Consider the following 25,591-nt stretch of genomic DNA (forward strand, 5'->3'; position numbering starts at 1 on the left):
TCTATGCTCAGGAAACCCCTGCGCACACAAGGAGGCCCGGCGCATGTTCGAGTACCATCGCAAGTCCGACCTGATCGAGATTCAGCGTAGCCGCCAGGCACTGGCAGGCATGGAAGCCAAGTTGGCCGCGATCAGTCGCTCCATGGCGATGATCGAGTTCGCCCCGGATGGCACCATCCTCGACGCCAACGACCACTTCTGCGCAACGATGGGCTACAGCGCCGATGAGATCCGCGGCAAGCACCACCGTCTGTTCTGCGACCCAACCTATGCGAAGAGCGCCGAGTACCAGCAGCTATGGCACGAGCTGGGGCAGGGCAAGGCGATCAGCGGTACGTTCGAACGTATCGACAAGTCCGGGCGCGAGGTGTGGCTGGAGGCGAGCTACATGCCAGTGCTCGATGATCAACAGCAGGTTACCAGCGTGATCAAGGTCGCGGCCGACATCACCCGCAGGGTCAACGAAGAGCATGAGAGCGAAAGCCTGCTCAAGGCCATCGGTCGCTCGATGGCGGTGATCGAGTTCACCCCCGAAGGGCGGGTGATCACGGCCAACCAGAACTTCCTCGACACCATGGGCTATCGCCTGGAGGAGGTCACGGGGCGTCATCACGGGTTGTTCTGCCTGCCCCATGAGCGTGAATCGCCCCAGTACCGGGAGTTCTGGGCATCGCTCAACCGGGGCGAGTATCACTCCCACCGCTTCGAACGGGTCAACAAGCAAGGCCAGACGGTGTACCTGGAGGCTTCCTATAATCCGATCTTCGATGGCAAGGGCCGCCTGTACAAGGTGGTCAAGTTCGCCAGCGACATCACCAATCAGGTCAGCACCCAGCAGAGCGCGGCCGATGCGGCTCACGCAAGCTCCGTGCAGACCGACGCCTGCGCGCGCAAGGGAACCCAGGTGGTGCAGCAGACGGTGCAGGTGATCGAGCAGATTTCCGAGGAGCTCAACGACGCGGCGCGCAGCATCGATGCGGTGAGCAAGCAGTCGGAGCTGATCGGAAAGATCGTCCTGACCATTCGCGGGATTGCCGACCAGACCAACCTGTTGGCACTCAATGCCGCCATCGAGGCCGCCCGGGCCGGTGAGCACGGGCGCGGTTTCGCGGTTGTGGCTGACGAGGTGCGCAGCCTGGCGGCGCGGACCAGCAAAGCCACGCTGGAGATCGTCGAGGTGGTGCGACAGAATCACGACCTGTCACTGACGGCGGTGGCCAGCATGCAGTCGAGCCTGTCGCGCACGGGGTTGGGCGTGGAGCTGGCCAACGAGGCCGGTACCGTGATCATGGAGATCCAGCAAGGCTCACGTCACGTGGTCGATGCGATCAGCCAGATCAGTTCGACCCTGCAATTGCATTGAGCCCCTCGCGCAACTGACGCTCCAGGCCCTGGAGGTTTGCCTCCAGGCGCGCGAGCAATGCATCGCTGGGCGCTCCATCGGCCAGTGCCTGTTCCAGCGTTTCGCAATCGCGGACCACACCCCTGACCTTGAGCATGCGCGCACCGCCTTTGATCCGGTGCACCAGCGTTTTCACCTGCGCCGATGTGTGGCCCGGGGCCAGTTCGCGCAGGGCCTGCAGGTCTTGCGCGGTGCTCTGGGCGAGTTGTTCGAGCAGGCGCCGAGTCAGCTCTACGTCGTCCTGGGTGAGATGGCGCAACTGAGCAATGTCGAAACCACTGTCAGGCGGTGCATCTTCCGGGGGCGTTGCCTCGGTAGTCGGCGCCTGGGGCAAGTGGGCCTTGAGGGTACGCAGGTCGATCGGTTTGAACAGGCACTCGTCCATGCCATCGGCCAGGCACTGTGCCTTGGCTTCGGCCTGGGCGTTGGCCGTGACGCCGAGGATTCGGCAGGGCTGGGCACCGCGTTCGCGTTCCAATGTACGGATGCGTCGTGTCAGTTCGTGGCCATCCATCACGGGCATGCTGCAGTCGGTGATCACCAGGTCGAACGCTTCGGCCTGCCAGAGCGCCAGGGCCGTCTGGCCATTTTCAGCCAGGCGCACCTTGTGCCCGAGAGTGCATAGTTGCTTTTCGAGGAGCATGAGGTTGGCCGGGTAGTCATCCACGACCAGGACATGCAAAGGACCGGCCTGGGCAGTGTCGCCGAGTAGCTCGGGCAGGGGCTGCGCAACCAGGGGCTCGGCGTTCGGCAGCGACAGGCTTATATCGATTCGGGTGCCGACGCCCTGCAGGCTCTGCAGTTGCAGGACGCCGCCCATGAGCTGGCACAGTGTACGGCTGATGATCAGGCCCAGCCCGGCACCATGGCGTGCGCGCTGGCCGTCGAGTTGGGCGAAAGCCTGGAACAATTTGGCCTGATCGGCTTCGCTGATGCCGATGCCGCTGTCTTGCACCTGCAGTTCCATCTGCAGGACATCTTTGGTGCGTGCCTGCACAATCAGACCGACTTCGACCTGGCCTTGCTCGGTGAACTTGATCGCATTGCTGAGCAGGTTGGACACCACCTGGCGTAGCCTTACCGGATCGACAGAGGCCCAGATCGGCGACTCTGGGAGCCTGGTTTGAAGCGTCAGTCCCTTGACCTTGGCATTGGCTTCGAAGGCGCGTACGGTCGAGCGGACGAGCTCGACCAGGTCGGTGGCTACGGGCTGCAAGACCATGTGCCCGGACTCGATGCGCGAGATGTCGAGGATATCGCCGATCAGGTCGAGCAGGCCGAGTGCGGCATCGTGTGCAGTCTGCAAGCCCTGCGGGTCGCTGTGGCCTTGACGGTTGTCTTCGAGTGCCAGTTCCAGCAGCCCGATCACCGCGTTCATGGGGGTGCGGATCTCATGGCTCATGATTGCCAGGAAGCTGCTTTTGGCCTGGCTGGCACGCTCGGCATCCTCCTTGGCCTGGCGCAACTGTTCGAGCAGGCTGCGGCTGAGCGTGAGCTGGGCCTGAAGCGCCCGTTGTGCCTCGCTGCGCTGGTGGATCAACTTGCGCAGATAGCCGTTCCAGAACACCACGCCGGCCAGCAAAAATGCCGAAAGCACCAGCACCTGCAACGCCAGCGAGCGGTAGTTGCCCCACAGGCTATCGCTGACGATGGTGCTGGTACGCCAACGGTTGATCAACTGGTCCAGTTCTTCCGGCGGGATACTCAGCAACGCCTTGTCCATGATCGACTGCAGTTGCGGCAGATCGGGCGCCACGGCAAAAGCTATTGCTGTCTGGCTGTCGTCCTGCAAGCCGGCGATGCGCAACCTGTCCTTGAACACATGAGTCAGGTAGTAGGACGCGCTGATGTTGCTGATCAGGGCAACGTCGGTATTGCCCTTGGCCACCGACTCCATCATCGCCAACGTGTTGCTGGCCTCGACCACATGAGCCTGCGGATAACGCTGGCGCAGCGCGACCTCCTGGGAACCGTCACGCACCAGCGCGATGCGTTGTGCGTTCTGTGGCCCGGCCTGCGTGCTGGTGCGGCGCACGACCTGCACGTTGGGACTGACCAGGTAGGGGCGGGTGAAACGCACGCGCGATGCGCGCGACGGGCTGTAGTCCAGGGCTCCGACCAGCTGTGCATCACCCCGTGCCACCTCATCGACCATGGCCGCCACGGAGTTGCGTTCAACGATGTCGAAACGCAGGCCGGTGCGCAAAGTGATCTGTTTGAGAACGTCCAGTGTAATGCCGTTGGGTTGCTGCTGGGTGTCGTTGAATGTGATTGGTGCAAAGCTTGGGTTGATCAGTACCCGTATCCTGGGGGCTCTGGCCAGCCAGCGTTGTTCTTCATCGGTGAGCGTGGAAAGGCGACGCTGCAGGAGCAGGCTGGTGTTGCCACTGGACCAGCGGCGCAGGATGTTCAGGCGCTCGCTGTCGGTAATCCTCTGTAACGCCTGGTCGACCAGGCCGAGTAGCCTGGTGTTGTGCTGGTCCAATGCGAAGGCGAAAGCGCCTGCGGGTGCCTGGACGAAATGGTCGATGCGCACCAGGCCTTGATAGGCTCGTCCAATAGCGAAGTCCGAGCTGATGGCATCGCCGATGTAGGCATCGGCATCACCCTGCGCCACTGCGCTGAGGCCTGCGTAGGTCGAGCTGTAGAGGATCAGCTGCGCCTGGGGATACAGGGCTTGGACAGCCGTCTTGGGCAGGTAGTGATCGACCATGGCCAGGCGCAGGCCGGCCAGATCCTCACTGTGCAACTGGGGGCGGTCCTGACGTGTGACGATCACCGGAAGGTCGTCGGCATAGGTTTGGCTCAGGGACAACTTGGCATCGGCTGCTTCGAAGCCATTGGAGCTGCCAAGCAGGTCGATCTGCCCCTGGTGCAGGGCTTCGATGGCCGCCGTGCGACTGGCAAAACGGCGTACTTCGATCGGCATGCCCAGTTGCTCGCCGATCAGGCCAGCATAGTCCGCACTCAACCCCTCGTAGTCGTTTGGGCTGACATTGATTTCAAAGGGGGGGTAGTCAGGACGCGAACTGCCCAGGACCAGCACCTTGCGCTCGCGCAGCCACTGGCGGTCGCTGTCGCTCAGCGGCAGCGCGACACTGGCACTGATCGAGCGAGCCAGCAAGTGTCGCGGTTCGCTTTCACCAATGGCGGCGCCCGATATCAGCAGGGCCGCCGCTGCCAGTAGCAGGCCGCCAAGGGTGTGCCTCATCGTCGCGAGGCTCAGTTCACTTGGTTGCGTTTGGCCAGGTCGACCATTTCGACCAGCGACTCGGTCTTGAGTTTTTCTCCGATTCGACCGCGGTAGGTGCTGATGGTCTTGGCGCTGAGGTTCATGGCCGTCCCTATGTACTTGTTGTTCTCTCCCCGCGCGAGCCTGCGCAGGACTTCCATTTCCCGATTCGACAGGCTGTTGAGCCTCACCGTTTCCGATTCCAGGGTGCTGCTGTTCACCGACATCTGCGGAAAGGTCGAATAGCCTTTGACCAGGGCCTTGAGCGCGAACAACAGGGCATCGAGGTCTTCGTCCTTGTTGACGAAGGCCGAGATTCCGGCATCCAGGCAGCGACGGACGTAGAGATCAGAGGACTGCCCGGTGAGTACCATGATTTTTGGTGCAGGATCGAGCAATTGCAAACGCTTGATCACTTCCATGCCATCCAGGCCCGGTAACCCAATATCGAGAATCACCACCTTCGGTGCAAGCTGGCGTGCCATCTGCACGGCCTCGATGCCATTGCCCGATTCACCGACAACCTCAAAGCGTTCCCGCTCGAGCAGGATACGCACGGCGAGGCGGACGGTAGGGTGATCATCGACCATCAGTACGGTGGTCATTGGAAAACTCCTGTACGAAATAATGTTCGTTCCTGACGTTATCCAGGAATACGTCTGTAGGGCCAATCTGGCTGCGGGCACGATACGTCCATCAGAACGCTTTGATAATGGCGAGTATAGGCGTGTGGAAAAAGCCGCCATTTGCTGGTGAAAAGTCTTACAAAAGAAACTAGGGGCGAGGGGCGATGAGACCCTCGCGGGCGGGTGTGGGGTAAGGGCGCTCAGGTCGGGCGCGCACAGGCGGGATGCGGTTTATTCACGCGATGCGTCGACGCGGGATTTTTGAGCAGCGCAGCACCGACCCGTGTCGGGCGTTGCTGCAATTGCCCCGCGCAATTCGGACATTGTCCCTGTAGATGCTGTTCAGCGCAGCGGCGGCAGAAGGTGCACTCGAACGAGCAGATCAGCGCGTCCAGGGTGTCGGGGGGCAAATCGGTATCGCAACATTCGCAATTGGGGCGTAGCTCGAGCATGGCGCAACTCCGGTGCGGACAGAGATGCGCCAGTGTCGGTCGCTGGACGCTGGCTGGCAATCCTCAGTCGCCGGGGCGATACAGATGGGCGTGGCCGGCGCGGTACAAGGCCGAGTCGGCAAACGGTGCGTCGCCTAGAACATGGCCGACGAGAATCAGTGCCGTGCGCCGGAAGCCTTTGTTGGCAACACCCTCGACGATATCGGCGAGACGGCCCCTGACCCAGTCCTGGTCCGGCCAAGTGGCGCGGTGGATCACTGCCACCGGGCAATCCGCCCCATAGTGCGGCAGCAGCTCCTCGACGATGCGCGGCAGATGGCGTACCCCCAAGTGAATGGCCAAGGTACTGCGGTGGCGCGCCAGGTCCGCCAGTTGCTCGCCTGCCGGCATCGGCGAGCGATCGCCGTAGCGGGTCAGGATGACGGTCTGCGAGATGTCCGGCAGCGTCAGTTCGCAGCCGAGCAGGGCGGCGCTGGCGGCTGTGGCGGTAACGCCAGGAATGATCTGGTAGTCGATGCCCAGTTCGCGCAGGTGGCGGATCTGTTCGCCGATGGCGCCATACAGGCTCGGGTCCCCGCTGTGTACACGGGCCACATCCAGGCCCTGGTCATGGGCGTCGCGGATTGCGCCGATGATCTGCTCCAGGTGCAGTTCGGCGCTGTTGATCAGGGTACTGGCGGTGTGGCCTTCGAGTACCGCGGCCGGTACCAGTGAGCCGGCGTAGATGATCACCGGGCATTGACGGATCAGGCGTTGGCCCTTGACCGTGATCAGCTCCGGATCGCCGGGGCCGGCACCGATGAAATAGACCGTCATGGCAAGTCCTTGAAGGTGAAATGAAGTGCGATTATCCGTTGCTGGCCAGCGCCAGGGTAGCGTCACCGAGCACCTGTCGGGTGATTGTCAGGATCGGCGAGCGCTGACCCTCGCTCGCCGCCAGTGCCAGCGCCGCGCTTTCTGCCACTCCCCAACAGCCGGTGGTGTTGAAGGCCATTTCGGAGCGGTGGCTGAGCAACGGCAGGAAGGGCTGCAGTTGCCGGGCGCTGTACAGCGTCAGGGGCAGGCCGAGCTGCTCGGCCAGTTGCCGCAGGCCGGGCTCCTGAGCCTTGAGATCGATGCTGGCGATACCTCGCAACGCGGCCAGCGTCAGGCCGTTGTTGGCCAGTGCAAGGTGCAGCAGGGTTTCCAGAACCGCCGCCGGGCAACCCCGGCGGCAGCCGAAACCGACATAGAGCGCGGCCATCAGGCCTGCGCGGAGCGGCGGTACAGCCAGGCGCTCAGCAGACCCAGTGCGACCCAGAAGGCTGCGTTGGTCAGCCAGGAGGCAACCTTGAACTGTGCTTCCAGCGCTTCGGGCGCCAGGCTTTCATGCACCAGTGGCTGAGGGGCGCCGATCAGGTGCGGTACCACCAGCAGCGCAGCGCCAAGCACTTTGAGCAGCCAGTGGCGCGCGAAGACCAGCAACGCCAGGCCCACAGCAGTGGCGGCGGCGGTGCCGATCCACCAGGTCTGGCGTTGACCCAGATCGGCCGCGGCGGTGCCAGGCAGTTCGGGTGGCAGGCCCAGGGTCGGTGCCAGGCAGAACACGGCGAAGCCGCCCAGGCCCCACAAGGCGCCAGTACTGACTCGACCGGGTTCGCGCAGGCTGTAGAGTGCGGCGAGGATCAGCGCGAAACCGACTGCCACCACCAGGTTACCGCCGGTGGTCGACAGCACGCGCTGCCAGCCGTCTTCCGGTGACCAGGCTTCTGCACCGTGCTCATGGCCAGCGGCACTTTCACCGGCGTGCTCGTGCTGCTCGGTGGGGGCCGAGTTTTCATAGGTTTCGGCTTGAAGGATCAACGGAGCGACCCAGAAACTCTGCAATAGCGTCAGCAAAAGTGCGGCGAGCAGGCCACTGAAGCCTGCAGTGCGAGCGATACGCTTGATCATCATCGGACACTCAGTGGCAAGGGAAGGCGGCGCTGTGACGGGTATCGTGGGCAGCGTTGTGCACAGCCTCCAGGTGCGAGAACCCGGCGAAGTACACCAGGCACAAGCCCAGCAGGCTGGCGCCGACCGCAACGACGAGACGCTGGCTGAGGCTGACGGGGGTGGCGATGCTGTGTTTGGCGCTGGTGACGGACATGACGCATTCCTCTGCTTTTTTTCATGGGCGACAGGAAGCGCGGCAACCCCAGGCGAGAACCGCCCAGGGACATGCAACAGCGCCCGCCCACCGCGGGGTGTGATCACAAGACGTCGGGCCGGTCTCCGGGCTGACGAGCAGGAGCCTGGCTCCTGGGGAGAGCGTCACCTTCCCATGCCGCACTGCAGGCACAGTGGATCAGACGCTCGCTCGCTTACCGTTGCGGGGGCAGCACCGGACTTGCCAGACCCATGAAGGGCCTGTGACGCACCGGTTTCCCGTTTCACCCCTGCAAAGGGGCACCCTACGTAATGTATTAGGAGATCACGGCCACGCTTTGGTCGTCAATTCTTGTTACGAATTGAGCAAATGGGCGGGCTGAAAATCCTCAGTCAGCCTTGAACGTCGCACTTTTTTACATTCAGGGGCTCTATGCATGGCCAGGCTGCGCCGATTCCCGGCCCGGCCGCTGACCCTGGACCCCGGTGCAAATGCCTGTTCCCGCCTTTCGCCGCCGTGCCCGCCTGTCATTGGTGGGTGTCTTGATCGCCCTGTGCGGGTGCACCGGGCAGCAGGGGCGTGACGTATTCACCCAGTTGGGTAACGGGCATCCTGGCGAGCTGTTCCAGACCAGTGTCGACCGCATGGCCACCTTGTCCATGCGCGACAACCTGCAGAGCCTGTATCTGCTGATGAACAAGCTCTACCTGCGCAACCCCAGTCAGTGGAAGCAGTCCGGATACCTGGATGCCGCCACTGCCGAGCGCCAGATCCGCCAGGCCATCGAGCAGCGCCAGTCGTTGCCGCAACTGGGCGAGCGCCGTGACCTGGCGGCGCTGAGCTATGCCTTGAGCCCGGAGTTTCGCGGTGATCGGGTCGGTGCGTTCATCTATGCGATCGGCAGCATGTTGATTACCGCCCACGGTGGGCGCACCGAGTTCTACATGACCGACGCCATTGACCCACTGTTCGTCAATAACGCCGCGCGCAACATCGAAAAGGCCACCTGGATGCTCGGTCAGCGCCAGGACGCCAATGGTGTGTTGCTGCTGTTTTCCAACGAGATCTCGGAAGAGGGCAGCAACCTGAGTTTTGCCGTCGAGTTCGGCAAGATCGTCGCACGCCTCGACCTGCTGGCGCAGATGCTCGATGAGCGCTACCGACGGATCGGCCTCAACTATGCGCAGAGCCTGCTGCTGATGAATTTCCTGCCCGTACAGTGATCATCGCCCCGGGCCTCAGAGCAAGGCTTCGATGGCGCGGCGATAGCGCTGGCCTGCCAGGCTCATGCTGTTGTTGTGGCTTGCCCCCGGCACCAGCAGCAAGGTCTTGGGCTGCTGCGCGGCCTCGAACAGCGCCTGGCTGAAGCGTGGCGGCACATAGCGGTCGTCCAGGCCGTGCACCAGCAGCAGAGGTAAATCGATATCGGCGATCTTGCCCAGCGAGTCGAACTTCTGCGACAGCAGCCAGCGTACCGGCAGTGCGGTATCGGCCACCGATGCTGCCACGTCGCCAAGGGAGGTGAAGGTGGATTCGAGAATCAGGCCGCGCGCAGGTACGGGCTGGCCTTGCTGGCGTGCCTGGCGTGCGAGCTCCGACGCAAGCTCGACAGCGACCGCACCGCCCAGCGAATGGCCGAAGATCAGGCGCTTGCTTGGCACCGGATGCAACTGGGCGAAGCGCTCCCAGGCAATTCGGGCGTCCTCGTATACCGTGGCCTCGGACGGCAGGTCGCCTTGGCTCTGGCCAAACCCGCGGTAGTCCACGGCCAGCACCGAATAGCCCATGGCGTGCAGCTGCTCGATGCGGAACAACTGACCGGTGAGGTTCCAGCGTACGCCGTGCAGGTAGAGTATCGCTGGCGCATCGGCGCGTTTGGCCGGCCACCACCAGGCGTGCAGGCTCTGGCCGTCGGTGAAGCTGCGCGGGCGCAGGTCCAGCTCCTGTACGCCGGCCGGCAGGCCCCTGAACCAACTGGCCTGGCCCGGCTCGATACGAAACACCAGTTCGCGCTCCTTGTGCTGCAAGACCGCGCAACCCGCGGGCAGGCCCACCACCAGCAAGGCCATGGCCAGCCAGGTGAGCCAGCGGCGTTTGAAGTGAGTGAGCAGGGTGTCGGTCATGGGTGTCATCAGGCGTGCTGGAAATCGTCGTTTTTAACAGAAGCCATGGCCTCGCTGCAGGCAATTTTTCCCGAGCGGTGCTGACACATGTTTGCAAGCTGTTTCCCCAGCGCCCTCGAGGGGATCTGCACGCTTGCCGCAGCGGGCGCCGAGGGGTAGGTTTCCCTGACCCTGTCGATGGAAGACTTACCTTGGACTCGATTACCCAAGCCGTACTTGGCGCCGCCCTGCAAGGTACCGTGCTCGGCCGCATCCAGGGCCGCCGTTCGCTGTTGTACGGTGCCGCGCTGGCCACCTTGCCCGATCTCGATGTGGTGATCCGGTATGCGGACCCTGTTTCGCAGATGACCTATCACCGCGGTTTTTCCCATTCGATCTTCGTCCTTACCGGCCTGGCGCTGCTGCTGGCGTGGCTGGTGGCCTGGGTAGGGCAGAGGCGCCGGCCCGACAGAGGCTACCGTTGGCCCCGACTGTTCGTGGCGTTCTGGCTGGTGCTGGTCACCCATCCCCTGTTGGACGCCTTCACGGTCTATGGCACGCAATTGTTCTGGCCGCTGCCGTTCACTCCCGAAAGCTGGGCGGCAGTGTTCATCATCGACCCGATCTACACCGTGCCGCTGCTGGTCGCTGTGATCTACGCCGCGTGGCGGGGGCTGAGTGGTCGGGCGATACCCCTGATGGCAGCGGCTCTGCTGTTCAGTACGGCGTATCTGGGGTTCGGGCTGGCCGGGCGCATGGCGGTCGAGCAGCGTTTCCATGAGGCCCTGGGCCGCCAGGGCGTTGTTGTCGATCATGTGCGGGCAGTGCCCATGGCCTTCAACAGCCTGGTCTGGCGGGTGCTGGCCAAGACGGCGGATGGTCATTACTACGAGGGCGTGAGCAGCGTTTTCGACCGCGAACCACCCGAGATGCAGCGCCTGTCGCTGAACCTGGACGCCGCCAAGGTGCTCGAGGGCGTCGCGCTGCACGAGCGGCTGCGCTGGTTCACCGATGATTGGCTGCGTTATGACGTGGTCGGCGATGTGCTGGTGGTGACCGACCTGCGCATGGGCATTCCCGGTAACTACACCTTCCGTTTCCGCATGGCTCATCGCGACAGCCAGGGTCAGTGGGTGGTCGATACCCCAGCCAACTGGAGTGACGGTGCCGCGATGTTCAACGGCCATGACCTGGGGCTGATCTGGCGTCGCATCCTCCAACAGCAACCTCCGCTGCCCCTGGCGGCTTGGACCACACGCTACCTGAATCCCTCGCCGCAATCCGGGGTGGCGCCCTGAACGGCCGCTCGGCCGGGCTCGACCTGGTCAAGTGGACGGCGATCCTGAGCATGGTCGCCGATCATTTGCGCTACCTGTGGCCCAGTGCCGACGGGTTGTTCGTGGTCGGGCGCCTGGCGTTTCCACTGTTCTGCCTGGTGATCGCCTGTCATGTCTCACGCGCCCAGCCAGGCGCGCTGTACACGGCAGCCAACGCGCGCTACCTGAGCTGGATGTTGGCCTTCTCGGTACTTGCCGAGGGCCCGTACCGTTGGTTGGACAATGGCTCGCACACGCTCAATGTCATGCCCACCCTGACCCTTGGCCTGCTGGTCGCCTGGGGGGTGAAGCATCCACAGCCTGCTGCGCGCATTGTCGGCCTCGGTAGTGCCGGGCTGGCGCTGGTTTTCAGTGATCGACTGATGTATGGCTTGCCGGGGGTATTGCTGCCGGCGGCCTGCCTGATGCTGTGGTCGCGAGGTCGGCCCGGCTGGCTGGTGCCCTGTCTGCTGGCAATGGGCGCAAACCTGACCAACAGTTGGTTATGGGCGCATCCCTGGCAGCCCTTTTCCCTGCTGGTGCTGGCCACCGCGGCAATGGCGCTGCCATTGGGTTTGCGCATGCTGGCGTACCAGGGCGCCTCAATCGTGCCTGTGGGACGCTGGGCCTACGGGTTCTATCCTTTGCACCTGATGGCGATCAAGGCCTTGCAATACCTCGATCTGCCCCCATCCTAGGCAGCCTCGGATATCCAGGAACAGCTTCATGGAACCCAACCGCTTCGGCGACATCGCCGCCTTCGTCAGTGCCGTGAAGGTCGGCAGCTTCACCGCAGCCGCCGCGAGCCTGGGCCTGACCCGCTCGGCGGTGGGCAAGAGCATCGCGCGCCTCGAATCGCGCATGGCCGTGCGCCTGCTCAACCGTACCACGCGCAAACTGAGCCTGACCGATGAAGGCCAGGTCGCGTTCGAGCGTTGGCGGCAGATCCTCGAAGACCTGGACGAAGTCGAGACCACGATGGCCCAGCGCCGTGGACGACCGACCGGCACCCTGCGCCTGACTGCGCCGCTGTCGTTCGGCCAGCGTCATGTGCTGCCGATCCTGGATGTCTACCTCAAGCAATGGCCGGAACTGCGCGCCGATATCCGCTTCACCGACCGTTTCGTCGATTTGGTGGAGGAGGGGGTGGACGTTGCCGTGCGCATCGGTGCGCCCAAGGAGGACTCGCAACTGCTGACACGCACCGTGGCGTGGCAGCAGTTCGTCACCTGCGCTGCACCCGAGTACTTGCAGCGTCATGGGGTGCCCCAGGTACCGGCAGACCTGTATGGGCACGACAAGATCGCTTTTCTGGCGGGCGAGAAGGCCAGCCCCTGGCGCTTCCACACCGATGAAGGGCTGCACCTGTGCGAAGAGCCCGGGCGCTTGAACATCGACAGCTCCGAGGCCATGCTCGATGGCGCCCGCGCCGGGTTCGGGCTGATTCACCTGCCCACCTACATCACCGGCGACGACTTGCGCGCTGGAACGCTGGTCGAGGTACTTGCGGATTACCGGCCGCCAGCGGACCCGATTCGTATCGTCTACCCCAGCAAGCGCCATTTGTCGCCACGGGTGCGAGGTTTCATCGACCTGCTGGTCGCCCGCTGGGAGCATGGAGTGCCCTGGGAACGCTGATTGGGGAATGCAGGGACCGTGTGTAGGGCCCGTTTTGCGGTTTATCGCCCAGGCGTGGCCCTGGACACTGTGCAGTCATATCCGTCACGACTTATGGAGACGCCATGACTGCGTTGTCTGTCCTGGACCTGGTCATGATTGGCGAGGGCAAGACCCTGGCCGATGCGATCGAGGAATCCCGTCAACTGGCACGCCACGTCGAGCAGCACGGCTACGCTCGATACTGGATCGCCGAACACCATGACATGCCCGGCATCGGCTCTGCCGCCACAGCGCTGGTAATCAACGAGATCGCCAATGCCACGCGGCATATTCGCGTGGGTGCCGGTGGCATCATGCTGCCCAATCATGCTCCGCTGGTGGTCGCCGAGCAGTTCGGCACGCTCGATGCCCTGCACCCGGGGCGCATCGACCTGGGGTTGGGGCGTGCCCCCGGCAGCTCCGGCCCGACCGTCCGTGCTTTGCGCGGCGTCGCGCCCGAGCGTGACTTTGCCCAGGACATCGCCGAGTTGCGCGACTACCTGGCCGACAACGGCCAGCGATCGGTGCGCGGGGTGCCGGGCAAGCACGAGGTGCCGGTGTGGATATTGGGTTCCAGCCTGTTCGGCGCCGACCTTGCGGCACGGCTCGGCTTGCCTTACGCCTTTGCCTCCCATTTCGCCCCGCGCTACCTGCTGCAGGCCATCGCCCATTACCGCGCGAACTTCCAACCCTCGGCGCAACTGGCCAAGCCCTACGTCATGGTGGGCATGAATCTGTTCGCAGCAGCCAGCGATGCCGAAGCCGATTATCTGGCCAGCTCGCACCGCAAATGGATGCTCGATCTGCATGTCGGACGTCACGGCCTGCTGCCCCTGCCGCAGGAAGGTTATGTCGAGGGCTTGCCGGGCCATGAACGGGCGGTGCTGGAACAGGTGATGGCCTGTACCGTGGCCGGTGGGCCGCAGCGGGTGAGGGATGGGTTGCGCACACTGATCGAACAGACTGGCGCCGATGAGTTGATGATCGATTGCCGGATCCATGACCCCTTGGCGCGCTTGCGCTCCCACGCATATGCGGCCCAGGCCCTTGCCGATCTGGCCTGACTCGACCTGAGCGGCAGGCGCCAAGGCGCGGCCGCGGGCCACGGCCTGGCTTCAGTGCGCGTCTGTCCAGCCTCCCCCTAACGCGGCATAGAGGTTCACCTCTGCCAGCAATTGCGCCAGCCGGTCGTTGATCAAGCCCTGCTGGGCACTGAACAGCGAGCGCTGGGCGTCGAGAAAGGTCAGGCTGCTGTCCACGCCAATGCGGTAGCGGTTGCGGGCCAGGTCGTAGTAGCGCTGGGTGGAGGCCACCAGGTCGCGTTGGGCCACCAGTTGCCGCTGATAAGTGGCGCGCGCCGCGAGGCCGTCAGACACCTCCTGGAACGCCCCCTGAATCGATTTCTCGTAGCGGGCCACCTCGATTTCCTTTTGCAGGCGCGCATAGTCCAGGCTGGCCCTCAGGCTGCCGGCAGTGAACAGCGGCAGGTTGATCTGCGGCTGGAACAACCAGGTACCGCTGCCGCCGTCGAACAGCCCGGACAATTCGCGACTGCTGCTGCCTGCGTTGGCAGTCAGGCTGATGCTGGGAAAGAACGCTGCCCGTGCGGCACCGATGTCGGCATTGGCCGCACGCAGCTGGTATTCGGCTTCCAGGATGTCCGGGCGACGTTGCAGCAGTGCCGAGGGCAGGCCGGGCGGCAAGCCGACGATCTGCTGCGAGGCCAGCGGCAGATTGGGCGTACGCTCATCGAGGGGCGCGCCGACCAGCAGGGTCAGCTGGTTGATATCCTGGGCAACCTGGCGCTGGTAGCGGGCTACTGCGGCACGAGCGGTGTCGACGCTGGTCTGCGCCTGGATCTGCTGCAATGCCGACGCAGTGCCGGCGCGACGCTGACCCTGGGTCAGGCGCAGGCTTTCCTGGTCGGCGATCAGGGTCTGGCGTGACAGTTCGAGCAGCTCCAGGTCAGCTCGCCAGGTCATGTAGCTGCTTGCCACGCTGGCCACCAACCCCAACTGCACACTGCGCCGGGCCTGTTCGCTGGCGAGATAGGTCAGCAAGGCCTTGTCACTCAGGCTGCGCAGGCGGCCGAACAGGTCAAGCTCATAGGCGCTCACCCCGAGCGTGGCGGCGTAGGTCTGGGTGATGGCCCCGTCGCCGGTCCCGGTCATGCGCCGCGGCAGGTACTGGCGCTGGCCCTTGGCGTCGGCGGAGACCTTGGGCAGCAACTCCGAGCGCTGGATACGAAACTGCGCACGATAGGCTTCGACGTTGAGCGCTGCTACGCGCAGATCGCGGTTGTTGAGCAGTGCGTTGTCGATCAGTTGGCGCAGCAACGGATCCTGGAACACCTGGTGCCAGTCGTCGTGCTGGCGGCTGGGAGCCATGGCATCCTGGCTGGCTTCCCCTGGGAATCGAGGTGCGACAGGCAGGGCGGGGCGTTGATAGTCGGGGGCCAGGGTGCAGCCGGTCAGCAACACCGCCAACACGGCAGCAGGGTATCTGGGCATCGCGGGTTCTCTGGAGTCAGGCACCGGCCATCCATCTGGCCAGGCCGTGGCGGCCACTGACGCCAAGCTTGGCGGTGGCGCGTTTGAGGTAGGTTTCCACCGAACTGTTCTTCACGTTCAGGCGTTGGGCCATTTCCGGTACGGTGCCACCGGTGAGCAGCCCCAGGCAGACTTCCTGCTCACGGCTCGACAGTTGCACGGCTTCCTGGGCCAGGCGCTCGTCGAAGCCGTGGCGCAAGGTGTCGGGCGTCGCCGAACCTTCACCCTGCACGTGCACCTGGTGCTGCGCATGGTGTTCAAGCAGAGGCAGCAAGGTGTCGGAGAGGCGTTTGAGCAGCGACAGTTCGCCGAGGGAAAAGGCCATCTGGCTGGGCAGGCGATGGAAGCAGATGACCCAACGGCGGTCGCCATTGCACGACACCAGGTTGCACTGGTGAGCACTGGATTGCGGGTTGCCGGTGGCATGAGGCGCCTTGACCTGAATGAGCAGGGGATCCTTCATCTGCAGGATGTTCTGCAACAGTGGGTGATTGGGCTGATCAGGCGGAGGAAACTCCTGGGCAAGCCCCGCGCCGCCCAGCACCTTGACCCGAGTGACGCCGGTCTGTCGGGCATCCAGGGTCCACTCGCTCAGGTCGAGCCGGTGCACTGGCACTAGGCTGTCGACCAACTGGAGCATGCGCTCGGCAAAATGATCCTCGCCGGTGCTGGCGATCAGCTCTCCCAGTTGCAGGTAGAGGCGCGCGTCGTGGTGATGTTCGAGGCTGCGGGTCAGCTTCATGTCCTGTTCATCCTTGAATCGGGTACTGCGCAGGCGGGTGGCGAATGGTCTTACGCCCTGGCCGGTCGAGGGTGGCGCTATTCAAGCCTGGGCCTGGCGCCTGCGTCTGTAGTGGAAACCGGGGACAGAAAATGGCATCGAATCGGACAAAGTGGGGGGATGATTCGGACAGACTAAATGCAAATGTTTCGGCAGTAGTCGACAAATTGACGTCATAAAGCTGCTGTTGCCATCACGTTTGCCACGGTTGGCCCTGCGGGTAGGCTATCGAAGGGGTTGATATGTAGCTGATTTCCTACAGAAAAATCAGCGACCGAGGATGCGCGGGCGACTGTCCGGGTTTCCGGGGCCATACAGGGTAGGGAAGCGATGCTTGAATCCGCGGACGATCAACGGAGAAGGACCCTCCCAGCCCATGCCTGCCGCAGATACCTACCCCCTGACCAGCGCTCAACGGGACATCTGGCTCGACCAGTTGAGCAACGGCGATTCTCCGCTCTATACCATCGGCGGCTATGTCGAACTCACGGGCGACCTGCGGCCGGACACCCTGCGCCAAGCGTTGCAGCAACTGGTGGCGGCCAACCCGGTGTTACGCACCGAGCTGTTGCCAGGTGCCGGGGCCGACGGCCTCCCTGTGCAGCGCTTCGCCGAGCATGCCAGCCTGGCGTTGCCCCTGCTGGACCTGTCGGCTGAAGCTGACCCGGCAGCGGCGGCCACGGCATTGATTCAGGCGCAAATGGGCCAGGGTTATCGCTTCGACGGCACGGCACTGCTGCGTTTTGCCCTGATTCGCCTGGGGCCGGAGCACCACTGGCTGGCAACCCAGGCCCATCACCTGATTCTCGACGGCTGGGGCTTCGGCCAGATGCTCAAGGCACTGGGCGAGCATTACACCGCGCTGCTCGAAGGCGGCGAGGCGCCACGGGCCCAGGCCGGTTATGCCGACTTCATCGACGAAGACCGCCAGTACCAGGGCTCGATTCGCCAGGCCCGTGATCGCGCATACTGGCTCAAGCGCTTCGCCAGCGTGCCGGAGCCGCTGCTGGCAGCGCGTCACCCTTACCGTCGAGCCACCGATGAAGCACCTTCGCGCACCTGGGTTCAGACGTTCCCCGATGCGTTGCACGAGCGCATGAAACGCCTGGCCGAAGTTCACCAGGCCTCGGCGTTCCATGTACTGCTGGCTGCACTGCATGTGCTGTTCTCTCGCAGCGCACAACGCGAGGATTGGGTGGTGGGCCTGCCGCTGCTCAATCGTGGCGGCGCACGTTTCAAGGCTACGCTGGGGACCTTCGTGCAGGTCAGCGCGGTGCCCTTGGCGTTCTCTCCGGCACTGGGTTTCGCCGAACTGGTGGTCGCGATACGCGACACCCTGCGCCGCGATTTTCGCCATCAGCGGCTGGCCGTGAGTGAGCTGAACCGAGCACTGGGCCTGTTGCGCGAAGAGCGCGGGCAACTGTTCGAGGTGTCGGTCTCCTACGAGCAGGACGATCACGACTACCGTTACGGCGCGGCCAGCGCCCACACGGTGAAGGTCTCCAACAGCTACGAATCCACGCCCTTGGCCATCCATCTGCGCAGCAACCGCCATAACGACAAGGCCTGGTTGCACCTGGTACATCACCGCGCCTGGCTGGCGAGCGACGAGGCCGAGGCATTGGCACAGCGGCTGCTGCACGTGCTGGAACAAGGCTTGGCGACATCCGCGTTGGCGGTTGCCGATTTCGATCTGCCGACACCTGCCGAGCATCGGCAGATGCAGGCATGGAACGCGACGGGGCGTGCAGTTGGCGAGCCGCTCGTGCATCGCCGAATCGAGGCACACGCGGCGCTGATGCCCGAGGCCATTGCCGCCGTGCACGAAGAGCGCAGCCTGAGTTACGGCGAGCTGAATCAGCGCGCGAATGCACTGGCCCTGCGTCTGATCGAGCGAGGTGTGAGGCCCGAGCAGCGCGTTGCGGTGGTTGCCCGCCGTGGCCTGGATACCCTCGTGGGCCTGCTGGCGGTGCTCAAGGCGGGTGCGGCCTACGTACCGATCGACCCAGCACATCCGCGTGAGCGCATCGCCTACCTGCTCGAAGACAGCGCACCAGTGGCACTGCTGACACAGCAGGATCTGCTGGCGCGTCTGCCACGCCATGCACTGCCGTTGATCGAGCTCGACGCCTGCCCGGCAGCCGCGGCCACCTTGGACAATCCTCGCGTGGCGGGGCTTGTGGCCGAGAGCCTGGTCTATGTGATCTACACCTCAGGCTCCACCGGCCAACCCAAGGGGGTGATGGTCGAACACCGCATGCTGGCCAACCTGGTCGACTGGCATTGCGAGGCTTTTGACCTGGGCGTTGGCGGACACACGTCGAGCCTCGCTGGTTTTGGTTTCGATGCCATGGCTTGGGAGGTCTGGCCAGCCTTGTGCGCGGGTGCGACGCTGCACCTGGCGCCTACCAGCGAAGGTGGCGAGGATATCGACAAGCTGCTGCGCTGGTGGCGGGCCCAGCCACTGCAGGTCAGTTTCCTGCCAACCCCGGTGGCCGAACATGCTTTCACCCAGCATGATCATCCGACCCTGCGCACCCTGCTGGTGGGGGGCGACCGGCTGCGCAGCCTGTCGCGTGAGCGGGCCTATGCGGTCATCAACAACTACGGCCCTACCGAAGCCACGGTGGTCGCCAGCTCCGGGCGGGTGATGGCGGGTGGCGCGCTGCATATCGGCACGCCTGTGGCCAATACACGGTTGTATGTGCTCGATGCGCAGCTCAAGCCATTGCCGGTCGGCGTACCGGGTGAGCTCTACGTAGCAGGCCTGGGGGTCGCTCGCGGCTACCTGAATCGCCCGCAGATGACTGCCGAGCGTTTCCTGGACGACCCGTTCAGTGACGAAGCCGGCGCACGGATGTACCGCACCGGCGACCGGGTGCGCTGGCTTGCCGACGGCACCCTTGAATACCTGGGGCGCAACGACGATCAGGTGAAGATCCGCGGTGTGCGTGTAGAACTCGGCGAAATCGAGGCTGCGCTGGCCAGCCACGGACAGGTGCGTGAAGCAGTGGTACTGCTGCGCGATGGCCAACTGCAGGCCTGGTTCATCGGAGATGCGGTCACCCCCGGCGACCTGCATGAGCACCTGCGCGGCCTTCTGCCTGCGGCCCTGCTGCCGGTCGGCTACCAGCGCATCGACCACTGGCCGCTGACCGCCAATGGCAAGCTCGACCGCCGCGCCTTGCCGGCGCTGGATGAAACCGCGTCGGTACGCCGCGCCCATGAAGCACCCCGCGGCGACGTGGAGGTTCGCCTGGCGGCACTCTGGAGCGAGTTGCTGGGAGTACAGCGCATTGGTCGTCACGATCACTTCTTCGAGTTGGGCGGCCATTCGTTGCTGGCAGTGCAACTGGTCGAGCGCATGCGCCAGCAAGGCCTGCAGGCTGACGTGCAGGTGCTGTTCGGCCAGCCGACCCTCGCGAGTCTGGCCGCGGCCAGCCAGCGTTCCCTCGCTCAGGTGGAAGACAACCGTGTGCCTGCTGATTGCAGCCACATCACGCCGGAGCTGCTCAGCCTGGTGTCGCTGACCCAGGGCGAGATCGACGCGATCGTCGCGGGGATACCGGGTGGTGCGGGCAATGTGCAGGAAATCTACCCTTTGGCGCCTTTGCAGCAGGGGCTCCTTTATCACCACCTGCGCGACAGCCATGATCCTTATCAGCAACAGGCGCTGTTCGCCTTTACCGACCAGACGGCATTCGAGGCATTCGCCCACGCGTTGCAACAGGTCGTCGAGCGTCACGACATCCTGCGCACCAGCCTGGCCTGGGAAGGGCTCGAACAACCGCAGCAGGTGGTCTGGCGTCAGGCGCAATTGCCCGTGGAGGTATTGCGGGCCGGGCCGGACGATACGGCGCAGGCGTTGGCTGCGCATTACTCTGCGGCGCAACGCCCGCTGGACCTGCGTCGTGCGCCGATGATGGCGCTGGCGGGTGCCGAAGACCGTGAGCACGGTCGTTGGTTGGGGCTGTTGCGTTTCCACCATCTGGTCAACGATGCCGTGTCGGTGCAGGTGTTGCTCGGTGAGCTGCGGGCCCTGATGAGCGATGAGGGTCATACGCTGCCGGCGCCTGTGCCTTATCGCAACTATGTCGCGCTCAGCGGCGCCGAGGCGCGGCAGCAAGGGCACGAGGCGTTCCTGCGGGCATTGCTGGCAGGTGTCGAGGCACCGCCGACGTTGCCGGGCATGGTCGAGGATCAGGTGCAGGTGGGCGCGCTGGAGAGCCTTGCGCATGAGGTTCCGCTCGTGCTCACCGAGGCCTTGCGCCGCCTGGCCCGGCAGCAGGATGTCGGCCTGGCCAGCCTGTTCCACCTGGCTTGGGCGCAGGTGCTGGGGGCATTGGGCGGTCGTGACGACGTGGTGTTCGGCAGCGTGTTGCTGGGGCGGATGATGGCGGGCGAGGGGGCCGATCGGGCGTTGGGCATGTTCATCAACAGCTTGCCCCTGCGGGTGAGCCTGGCGGGCCGCAGCGTGGCGCAGGCACTGGCCGACACCCATGCCGGGCTTGCCGCGCTGTTGGGCCACGAAGATGCCCCCTTGCTGCTGGCTCAGCGTTGCAGCGGGCTGCCAGCGGGTGTGCCGCTGTTCAACAGCCTGATCAATTTCCGCCATGGGCTGGTGGCAGGGCAATCGACATTGCCAGGTGCCCGCTTGCTGGAAGCCAGCGAAGTACATAGCCATGCGCTGGTGCTGTCGGTGGATGATCAGGACGAGGCCTTGCACCTGAACGTTCGCGCGCCGCGAGCGTTGGGTGCAGCGCGTGTGCTGGCCTACCTCGAGCGTACCCTCGAGGGGCTGGTCGAGGCGCTGGAGCAGGGTGGTTCGGCACCGATCGAACAGTTGTGCAGTGTGCCTGAGAACGAGCTGCAACGGCTGCTGCACGAACTCAATGCCACCCAGGAGCCCCACGAGTTGATGCGCCAGACCCTGCCGGCGCTGTTCCAGGCCCAGGTGCTGCGCACGCCGGATGCGGTGGCGCTGCAGACCGACGAGGCGGCGCTGAGCTACCGTGAACTCGACGAGCAGGCCAACCGTCTGGCCCATCACCTGGTGGCCTTGGGCGTACAGCCTGACACACGTGTCGGCGTCTGCATCGAGCGCGGCCTGTCGCTGCTGGCCGGGCTGCTGGGCGTGCTCAAGGCCGGCGGTGCCTACGTGCCGTTGGATCCTGGTTACCCGGATGAACGCCTGCGCTACATGGTCGAGGACAGTACACCGCTGGCAGTGCTGGTCCATGGGGCGACACGTGGCCTGTTCGATCCGGCGTCGGTGCCGCTGGTGGATCTCGACCAGGGAGGCTGGCAAGCGCAGCCTGCCGAGGCCCCTGAGGTGCCGGCGTTGACGCCTTCGAACCTTGCCTACGTGATGTACACCTCCGGCTCGACCGGTATGCCCAAGGGTGTGATGATCGAGCACCGCGGGCTGGGCAACCTCATGCATTGGGGCTCGAGCATCTGCCCGCCGCGTCCGGGTGATGCGCTGTTGCAGCGTGCGCCGTTCAGCTTCGACGGTTCGGTCTGGGAGTTGTTCTGGCCGTTGTGTGCAGGCTTGCGCCTGGTGCTGGCCCGCCCAGACGGCCATCGCGATCCGGCTTATCTGGTGCAACTGGTCCAGACTCACCAGGTGACCACGATCAAGTTCGTCCCGGCGTTGTTGCACCAGTTTCTCGAGCAGCCGGGCGTCGAACGCTGTACGAGCCTGATCGACATCTTCTGTGGCGGGGGTGAGTTGACCCTGGCGCTGGCTGCCAGCGTGCGCCGGCGCCTGCCGCAGGTGCGCTTGCACAATGTCTATGGGCCGACCGAGGCTACGGTCGACAGCACGGCCTGGACGCTCGAACCCGATCAGCCGCTGCCGCACACGCCACCGCCGATCGGCCGGGCGATCGCCAATACCCGGCTCTACGTGCTCGATGCCCATGCCCGGCCGGTGCCGATGGGCGTGGCAGGAGAGTTACACATCGGCGGCGTCGGCGTGGCACGCGGCTACCTTGGGTTGCCGGTGCTGCAGGCCGAGCGCTTCATCGACAGCCCGTTCGTCGAGGGCGATCGGCTGTATCGCACCGGGGACCTGGTGCGCTACCGCGAGGATGGCGAGCTGGAGTTCCTCGGGCGCAACGACTTCCAGGTCAAGCTGCGCGGTCTGCGCGTCGAGCTCGGTGAAATCGAGGCACTGCTGGGTGGGCATCCTGCGCTGGGCCAGAGCGTGGTCCTGGTGCGCGACGAGCGCCTGGTCGCCTATTTCACCTGCCGAGAGGGGCAACCCGCTCCGGCGCTGGATACGTTGCGTAGCCATCTGTTGGCGCGACTGCCGGAGTACATGGTGCCCTCGGCCTTCGTCGCCCTGGCCGACATGCCGCTTAGCCCCAACGGCAAGATCGACCGCAAGGCACTGCCCGAGCCGGGCGCGGAGTCGGTGATCAGCCGCGCCTACGCGGCGCCACGCAACGCGCTGGAGCAGACCCTGGCGCAGATCTGGAGCGAAGTGCTGAAAGTCGAGCAGGTTGGGCGCGACGACAACTTCTTCGAACTGGGCGGGCATTCACTGCTGGCTGTGAATCTGGTGGCGCGCATGCGCCAGGCGGGGTTGCAAGCCGACGCACGCACCTTGTTCCGCCAGCCGACGCTGGCAGGCCTGGCGGCCAGTACCGGGTGGGAAAAGCCGCAGGTCGAGATCGCAGCCACTACCATCCCGGGGCTGAAGGCACGACGCAGGATCTGAGGCGGGCAGGGGCTGCGTCGCAGCCCCGGATTCACTGTGCCGGCGAATGACCACGCCACTGTGCTTGACCGCATGGCGCCAGGGCGCAAGGCTACCGGGGTCCGCATGGAGAAAAATAATGGACCTGTCGAGCCTGTTGCTGTTCATCCCCGCCTGCTTCGCCCTGAACATGGCGCCGGGGCCCAACAACCTGCTGTCGTTGCACAACGCCAGCCGCCACGGTTTGCGCACTGCTTGCCTGGCAGGAAGCGGGCGTATCCTCGCCTTCAGCGGCATGATCGCCTTGGCGGCGATGGGGCTGGCGGTGGTGCTGCATACCAGCGAATACCTGTTCCTGAGCATCAAGCTCGTGGGCGCGGCTTACCTGTTCTATATCGCCTGGCAGCTGTGGCGGGCACCCGTGGCAGAGGCGCCCCATGCCGGCGGGCAGTCGCGCGGTACCTGGCGCCTGGCACGGCAGGAGTTCTGGGTGGCGGCGGGCAATCCTAGTGATCGCTAATATGTACTTTCCTCCCTCCTTCCGGCCTCCTATACTATTTGGATTTAATGGAGGAGTTGCAAATGGCAGCGCTTGATTTTGATCGGGCAGTGCAGGTCGCACGAGGAAATGTCGAGAAATTAGTCCCTAAGGCTAAGAATGTCACCCTTGAGGAGGCAATGACCTCGTCAGATGGAAAGCTGTATGAAGTAACTTTCAGCTACGACATCGACAGAGAGGACAACTTCTACGGTATCGCACCTGACAATATTTCTAAATTGGCGTCTTTGATGGGTCGCCGTAGAGAATATAAGGTTTTTCTGGTTGATGCTTTCACCTATGAGTTCAGAGGCTTCAGAACCTACAAGGAGAAATAGCCTTGAGTAGTGCTGGGCTTATTATCGATACCAATCTTTTACTTCTGCTGGTGATTGGTTTGGTAGAAGATGGCAGGCACATTTCTAAGTCGGACAGGCTAAATGGGTATAGTCAGGAGGACTATCAAATTGTTGTTAGGTTTATGGGGCGCTTCAAAAGTGTCTTCACAACACATTATATTGCTACAGAGGTTTCCAATCTCATTGACCTTGGTGGGGAGTTGGGCTCTCGAGTTTATGAGGCTGCAAGATTGTTGCTTTCTGAGTTTCAGCAGATTGAATCTACGATAGTGGATGATTCTGCCTCACCCTATTTTCTGAAATTTGGTTTGACTGATGCCTCTTTGATTAGTCTTGTTTCAGATTACACAGTGCTGACTGATGACGGCCCCCTAAGTGGTGTCCTTTATGCTGTAAATGGGGATAATGTAGTTCAGCTTGAGGTCGCTAAGTCGATTGTTGCAGCTTCATCACGTTAATTTACTGGGCGTTTGATGAGCGCTCTGCACGTACCTCCTGCCGAGTTAGATAGATGGTAGGGCTTTGCCAGCAGTCAAGAAATGGCAGATAGATTAGCCATCTTTTGGCCGCTGAGGTATCTTAGGCCCGCCGTGTGGCGAGCAACACCGAGGCTGCTCTCGACAAAAGCACCGCACAAATGCGGTTGAACAGGCGCTTTCCTTGGGGCTCATTGAACCAGCGGCGCAAATGCAGCCCGATCAATGCATATCCTGCAAGTGCGACCATCTCAAGTACCAGGAACAGAGCGCCTAACGTCGCAAATTGCGGCGCGACATCATGCGCTGGATCTATGAATTGGGGTAGAAAAGCAGTGAATATCAATATCGGTTTTGGATTTCCAGTTGCAATTAGGAACTCTTGTTTCGCTAGGTGCATAAAGTTTCTTTGCTTCCAACTGTCCGATCGCTGCTTTTGGATTTTTGCTGTCCAGAGCTTGAAGGATAGATAGAATAGATAAGCGGCGCCGAGAATCTTCACTCCATAAAACAATAGCTCGGAATAGCTCGGATGCTTCAAGTGCAGCGGGTAAGCCCGTTGCTGTGAGTGCTATCATTGCGGAAAAAGCAATGAGTCTTTCAGTGCCTGCAAAACACGAAGTCCAGAAGCCGTAATGCGTGGCGTTATTGACTGAAAGTAAATTATTTGGGTCGGGCGCCATGTTAAGGGCGAAACATGCCGGTATAAGCAGTAGGAGTGTCGAATTATTCATCAGTGCCTCCTCGTTATTTAATGGCCGCTTGCCCATCAAGTGGAGCCAATTCTATATGAGGCTATTATTGCGGTGCTTAATGAGAGGCGAGGTAAAATGATTAATGATTTTTCCGAGAAAACGAAAGGGTTGGGTAAGATATGTTCGTTTTGTGAGTCGGAAAGGTCAATTTTGATGTGGGCGCACTATGCTAGAGATCATGCGGGGTTTTGCATTGAGTATGATTTCACTTCCTTGGGTGTGCATGATCTTAATACAAGGTTCATGTGTCCGATTTTATATAGTGAAATCCTACATGCTCATTCCGAGCATATGATCGATTTGGATCGTTCAAAGGTAAATCCGTTATCTGTTGGATTGCCGGCGATCACGAAGAATAAAGAGTGGTCGTATGAGAAGGGGGAGGTTAGTATATTCTAATAATTTTATACCGTCACCTACCTCTATCCCTGTCCCGAAACCTAAGAGGGTGTATGCTGGGGTGCGGATCAGTGCGGATAACTTATTTAGGCTGGAGCAGATTTGTAATACTCA

At 63.0% G+C, this 25,591-nt stretch carries 19 protein-coding genes, 4 pseudogenes and 1 riboswitch; of the genes and pseudogenes, 12 read left to right on the forward strand and 11 right to left on the reverse strand.

Translation table 11 applies throughout. The features are described from left to right. Positions 1-109 precede the first annotated feature (109 nt). A pseudogene (locus IAE40_RS25895) lies at positions 110-826 on the forward strand (PAS domain-containing protein); the annotation flags it as partial. Positions 827-928: 102 nt separating this feature from the next. Then, positions 929-1,363: pseudogene (locus tag IAE40_RS25900) on the forward strand (methyl-accepting chemotaxis protein); the annotation flags it as partial. Here the strand turns inward: IAE40_RS25900 and IAE40_RS00100 are convergent. From IAE40_RS00100 to IAE40_RS00130, 7 genes are all read right to left on the reverse strand, one after another. Continuing rightward, positions 1,338-4,613: a transporter substrate-binding domain-containing protein gene (locus IAE40_RS00100; RefSeq protein ID WP_200602359.1), complete on the reverse strand. Its 3,276-nt coding sequence runs from the start codon at positions 4,611-4,613 to the stop codon at positions 1,338-1,340. The pseudogene IAE40_RS25900 and the gene IAE40_RS00100 sit on opposite strands and share 26 nt — an antisense overlap. 11 nt (positions 4,614-4,624) lie before the next feature. Then, the gene (locus IAE40_RS00105) at positions 4,625-5,239 is read right to left on the reverse strand and encodes a response regulator transcription factor (RefSeq protein ID WP_054890738.1); all 615 of its coding nucleotides are present in this window, start codon (positions 5,237-5,239) and stop codon (positions 4,625-4,627) included. A gap of 221 nt (positions 5,240-5,460) precedes the next feature. Beyond that, positions 5,461-5,712, reverse strand: coding sequence for a DUF1272 domain-containing protein (locus tag IAE40_RS00110; protein WP_153773749.1), 252 nt, complete (start codon positions 5,710-5,712; stop codon positions 5,461-5,463). Positions 5,713-5,775: 63 nt separating this feature from the next. Continuing rightward, positions 5,776-6,528, reverse strand: coding sequence for a precorrin-4 C(11)-methyltransferase (gene cobM, locus IAE40_RS00115; protein ID WP_197890777.1), 753 nt, complete (start codon positions 6,526-6,528; stop codon positions 5,776-5,778). A gap of 31 nt (positions 6,529-6,559) precedes the next feature. Further along, on the reverse strand, positions 6,560-6,955 hold the full coding sequence (locus IAE40_RS00120; RefSeq protein ID WP_200602360.1) for a cobalamin biosynthesis protein: 396 nt from the start codon (positions 6,953-6,955) through the stop codon (positions 6,560-6,562). Then, the gene (locus IAE40_RS00125) at positions 6,955-7,644 is read right to left on the reverse strand and encodes a CbtA family protein (protein ID WP_054890887.1); all 690 of its coding nucleotides are present in this window, start codon (positions 7,642-7,644) and stop codon (positions 6,955-6,957) included. Before IAE40_RS00125 ends, IAE40_RS00120 begins: the two co-directional genes overlap by 1 nt. Before the next feature lie 10 nt (positions 7,645-7,654). Further along, complete coding sequence (locus tag IAE40_RS00130) at positions 7,655-7,840, reverse strand: CbtB domain-containing protein (protein ID WP_063545029.1); 186 nt, start codon at positions 7,838-7,840, stop codon at positions 7,655-7,657. Between the two features lie 99 nt (positions 7,841-7,939). Next, a riboswitch (cobalamin riboswitch) is annotated at positions 7,940-8,162 on the reverse strand. A gap of 169 nt (positions 8,163-8,331) precedes the next feature. Here IAE40_RS00130 and IAE40_RS00135 point away from each other — a divergent pair. Beyond that, positions 8,332-9,063 carry a hypothetical protein gene (locus IAE40_RS00135; RefSeq protein WP_197890780.1) on the forward strand — a complete coding sequence of 244 codons (732 nt, stop codon included), beginning with the start codon at positions 8,332-8,334 and terminating at the stop codon, positions 9,061-9,063. A 15-nt stretch (positions 9,064-9,078) separates the two neighbouring features. Here IAE40_RS00135 and IAE40_RS00140 read toward each other — a convergent pair whose 3' ends face one another. Further along, on the reverse strand, positions 9,079-9,963 hold the full coding sequence (locus IAE40_RS00140; RefSeq protein ID WP_200602361.1) for an alpha/beta hydrolase: 885 nt from the start codon (positions 9,961-9,963) through the stop codon (positions 9,079-9,081). A gap of 191 nt (positions 9,964-10,154) precedes the next feature. Between IAE40_RS00140 and IAE40_RS00145 the strand changes: the two genes are divergently transcribed. The 4 genes from IAE40_RS00145 (at position 10,155) to IAE40_RS00160 (ending at position 13,981) form a co-directional block, all read left to right on the forward strand. After that, positions 10,155-11,240 carry a metal-dependent hydrolase gene (locus tag IAE40_RS00145; protein WP_197890782.1) on the forward strand — a complete coding sequence of 362 codons (1,086 nt, stop codon included), beginning with the start codon at positions 10,155-10,157 and terminating at the stop codon, positions 11,238-11,240. Then, entirely contained in the window at positions 11,237-11,956 is a 720-nt protein-coding gene (locus IAE40_RS00150) for a TraX family protein (RefSeq protein ID WP_267912163.1), read from the forward strand. The genes IAE40_RS00145 and IAE40_RS00150 overlap by 4 nt, the downstream gene beginning before the upstream one ends. 28 nt (positions 11,957-11,984) lie before the next feature. Next, a complete protein-coding gene (locus IAE40_RS00155; protein ID WP_125929999.1) occupies positions 11,985-12,896 on the forward strand; it encodes a LysR family transcriptional regulator in 912 nt (303 codons plus the stop codon). Positions 12,897-13,000: 104 nt separating this feature from the next. Further along, entirely contained in the window at positions 13,001-13,981 is a 981-nt protein-coding gene (locus IAE40_RS00160) for an LLM class flavin-dependent oxidoreductase (protein ID WP_125929998.1), read from the forward strand. Between the two features lie 51 nt (positions 13,982-14,032). On the opposite strand, the gene IAE40_RS00165 is transcribed toward IAE40_RS00160, so the two are convergent. After that, positions 14,033-15,427, reverse strand: coding sequence for an efflux transporter outer membrane subunit (locus IAE40_RS00165; protein ID WP_153773744.1), 1,395 nt, complete (start codon positions 15,425-15,427; stop codon positions 14,033-14,035). Positions 15,428-15,443: 16 nt separating this feature from the next. Next, on the reverse strand, positions 15,444-16,208 hold the full coding sequence (locus IAE40_RS00170) for a helix-turn-helix transcriptional regulator (protein WP_200602362.1): 765 nt from the start codon (positions 16,206-16,208) through the stop codon (positions 15,444-15,446). Between the two features lie 415 nt (positions 16,209-16,623). Between IAE40_RS00170 and IAE40_RS00175 the strand changes: the two genes are divergently transcribed. The 4 genes and pseudogenes from IAE40_RS00175 to IAE40_RS25645 all read left to right on the forward strand — a co-directional run bounded on the left by IAE40_RS00175 (position 16,624) and on the right by IAE40_RS25645 (position 24,305). Then, positions 16,624-22,971 carry a non-ribosomal peptide synthetase gene (locus IAE40_RS00175; protein ID WP_200602363.1) on the forward strand — a complete coding sequence of 2,116 codons (6,348 nt, stop codon included), beginning with the start codon at positions 16,624-16,626 and terminating at the stop codon, positions 22,969-22,971. 118 nt (positions 22,972-23,089) lie between these two features. After that, positions 23,090-23,458 (forward strand): annotated as a pseudogene (locus tag IAE40_RS00180) (LysE family translocator); the annotation flags it as partial. A gap of 74 nt (positions 23,459-23,532) precedes the next feature. Then, entirely contained in the window at positions 23,533-23,826 is a 294-nt protein-coding gene (locus IAE40_RS00185) for a hypothetical protein (protein ID WP_200602365.1), read from the forward strand. 2 nt (positions 23,827-23,828) lie between these two features. Beyond that, complete coding sequence (locus IAE40_RS25645; RefSeq protein ID WP_234465011.1) at positions 23,829-24,305, forward strand: hypothetical protein; 477 nt, start codon at positions 23,829-23,831, stop codon at positions 24,303-24,305. 121 nt (positions 24,306-24,426) lie between these two features. Here the strand turns inward: IAE40_RS25645 and IAE40_RS00195 are convergent. Then, positions 24,427-25,057 (reverse strand): annotated as a pseudogene (locus IAE40_RS00195) (LysE family translocator). A gap of 174 nt (positions 25,058-25,231) precedes the next feature. On the opposite strand from IAE40_RS00195, the gene IAE40_RS25905 reads away from it, so the two are divergent. After that, complete coding sequence (locus tag IAE40_RS25905; protein ID WP_442797130.1) at positions 25,232-25,477, forward strand: DUF2971 domain-containing protein; 246 nt, start codon at positions 25,232-25,234, stop codon at positions 25,475-25,477. The last annotated feature ends 114 nt before the right edge of the window (positions 25,478-25,591 follow it).

It is taken from the genome of Pseudomonas sp. S44 (assembly GCF_016624805.1).
Classification (GTDB): domain Bacteria; phylum Pseudomonadota; class Gammaproteobacteria; order Pseudomonadales; family Pseudomonadaceae; genus Aquipseudomonas; species Aquipseudomonas machongensis.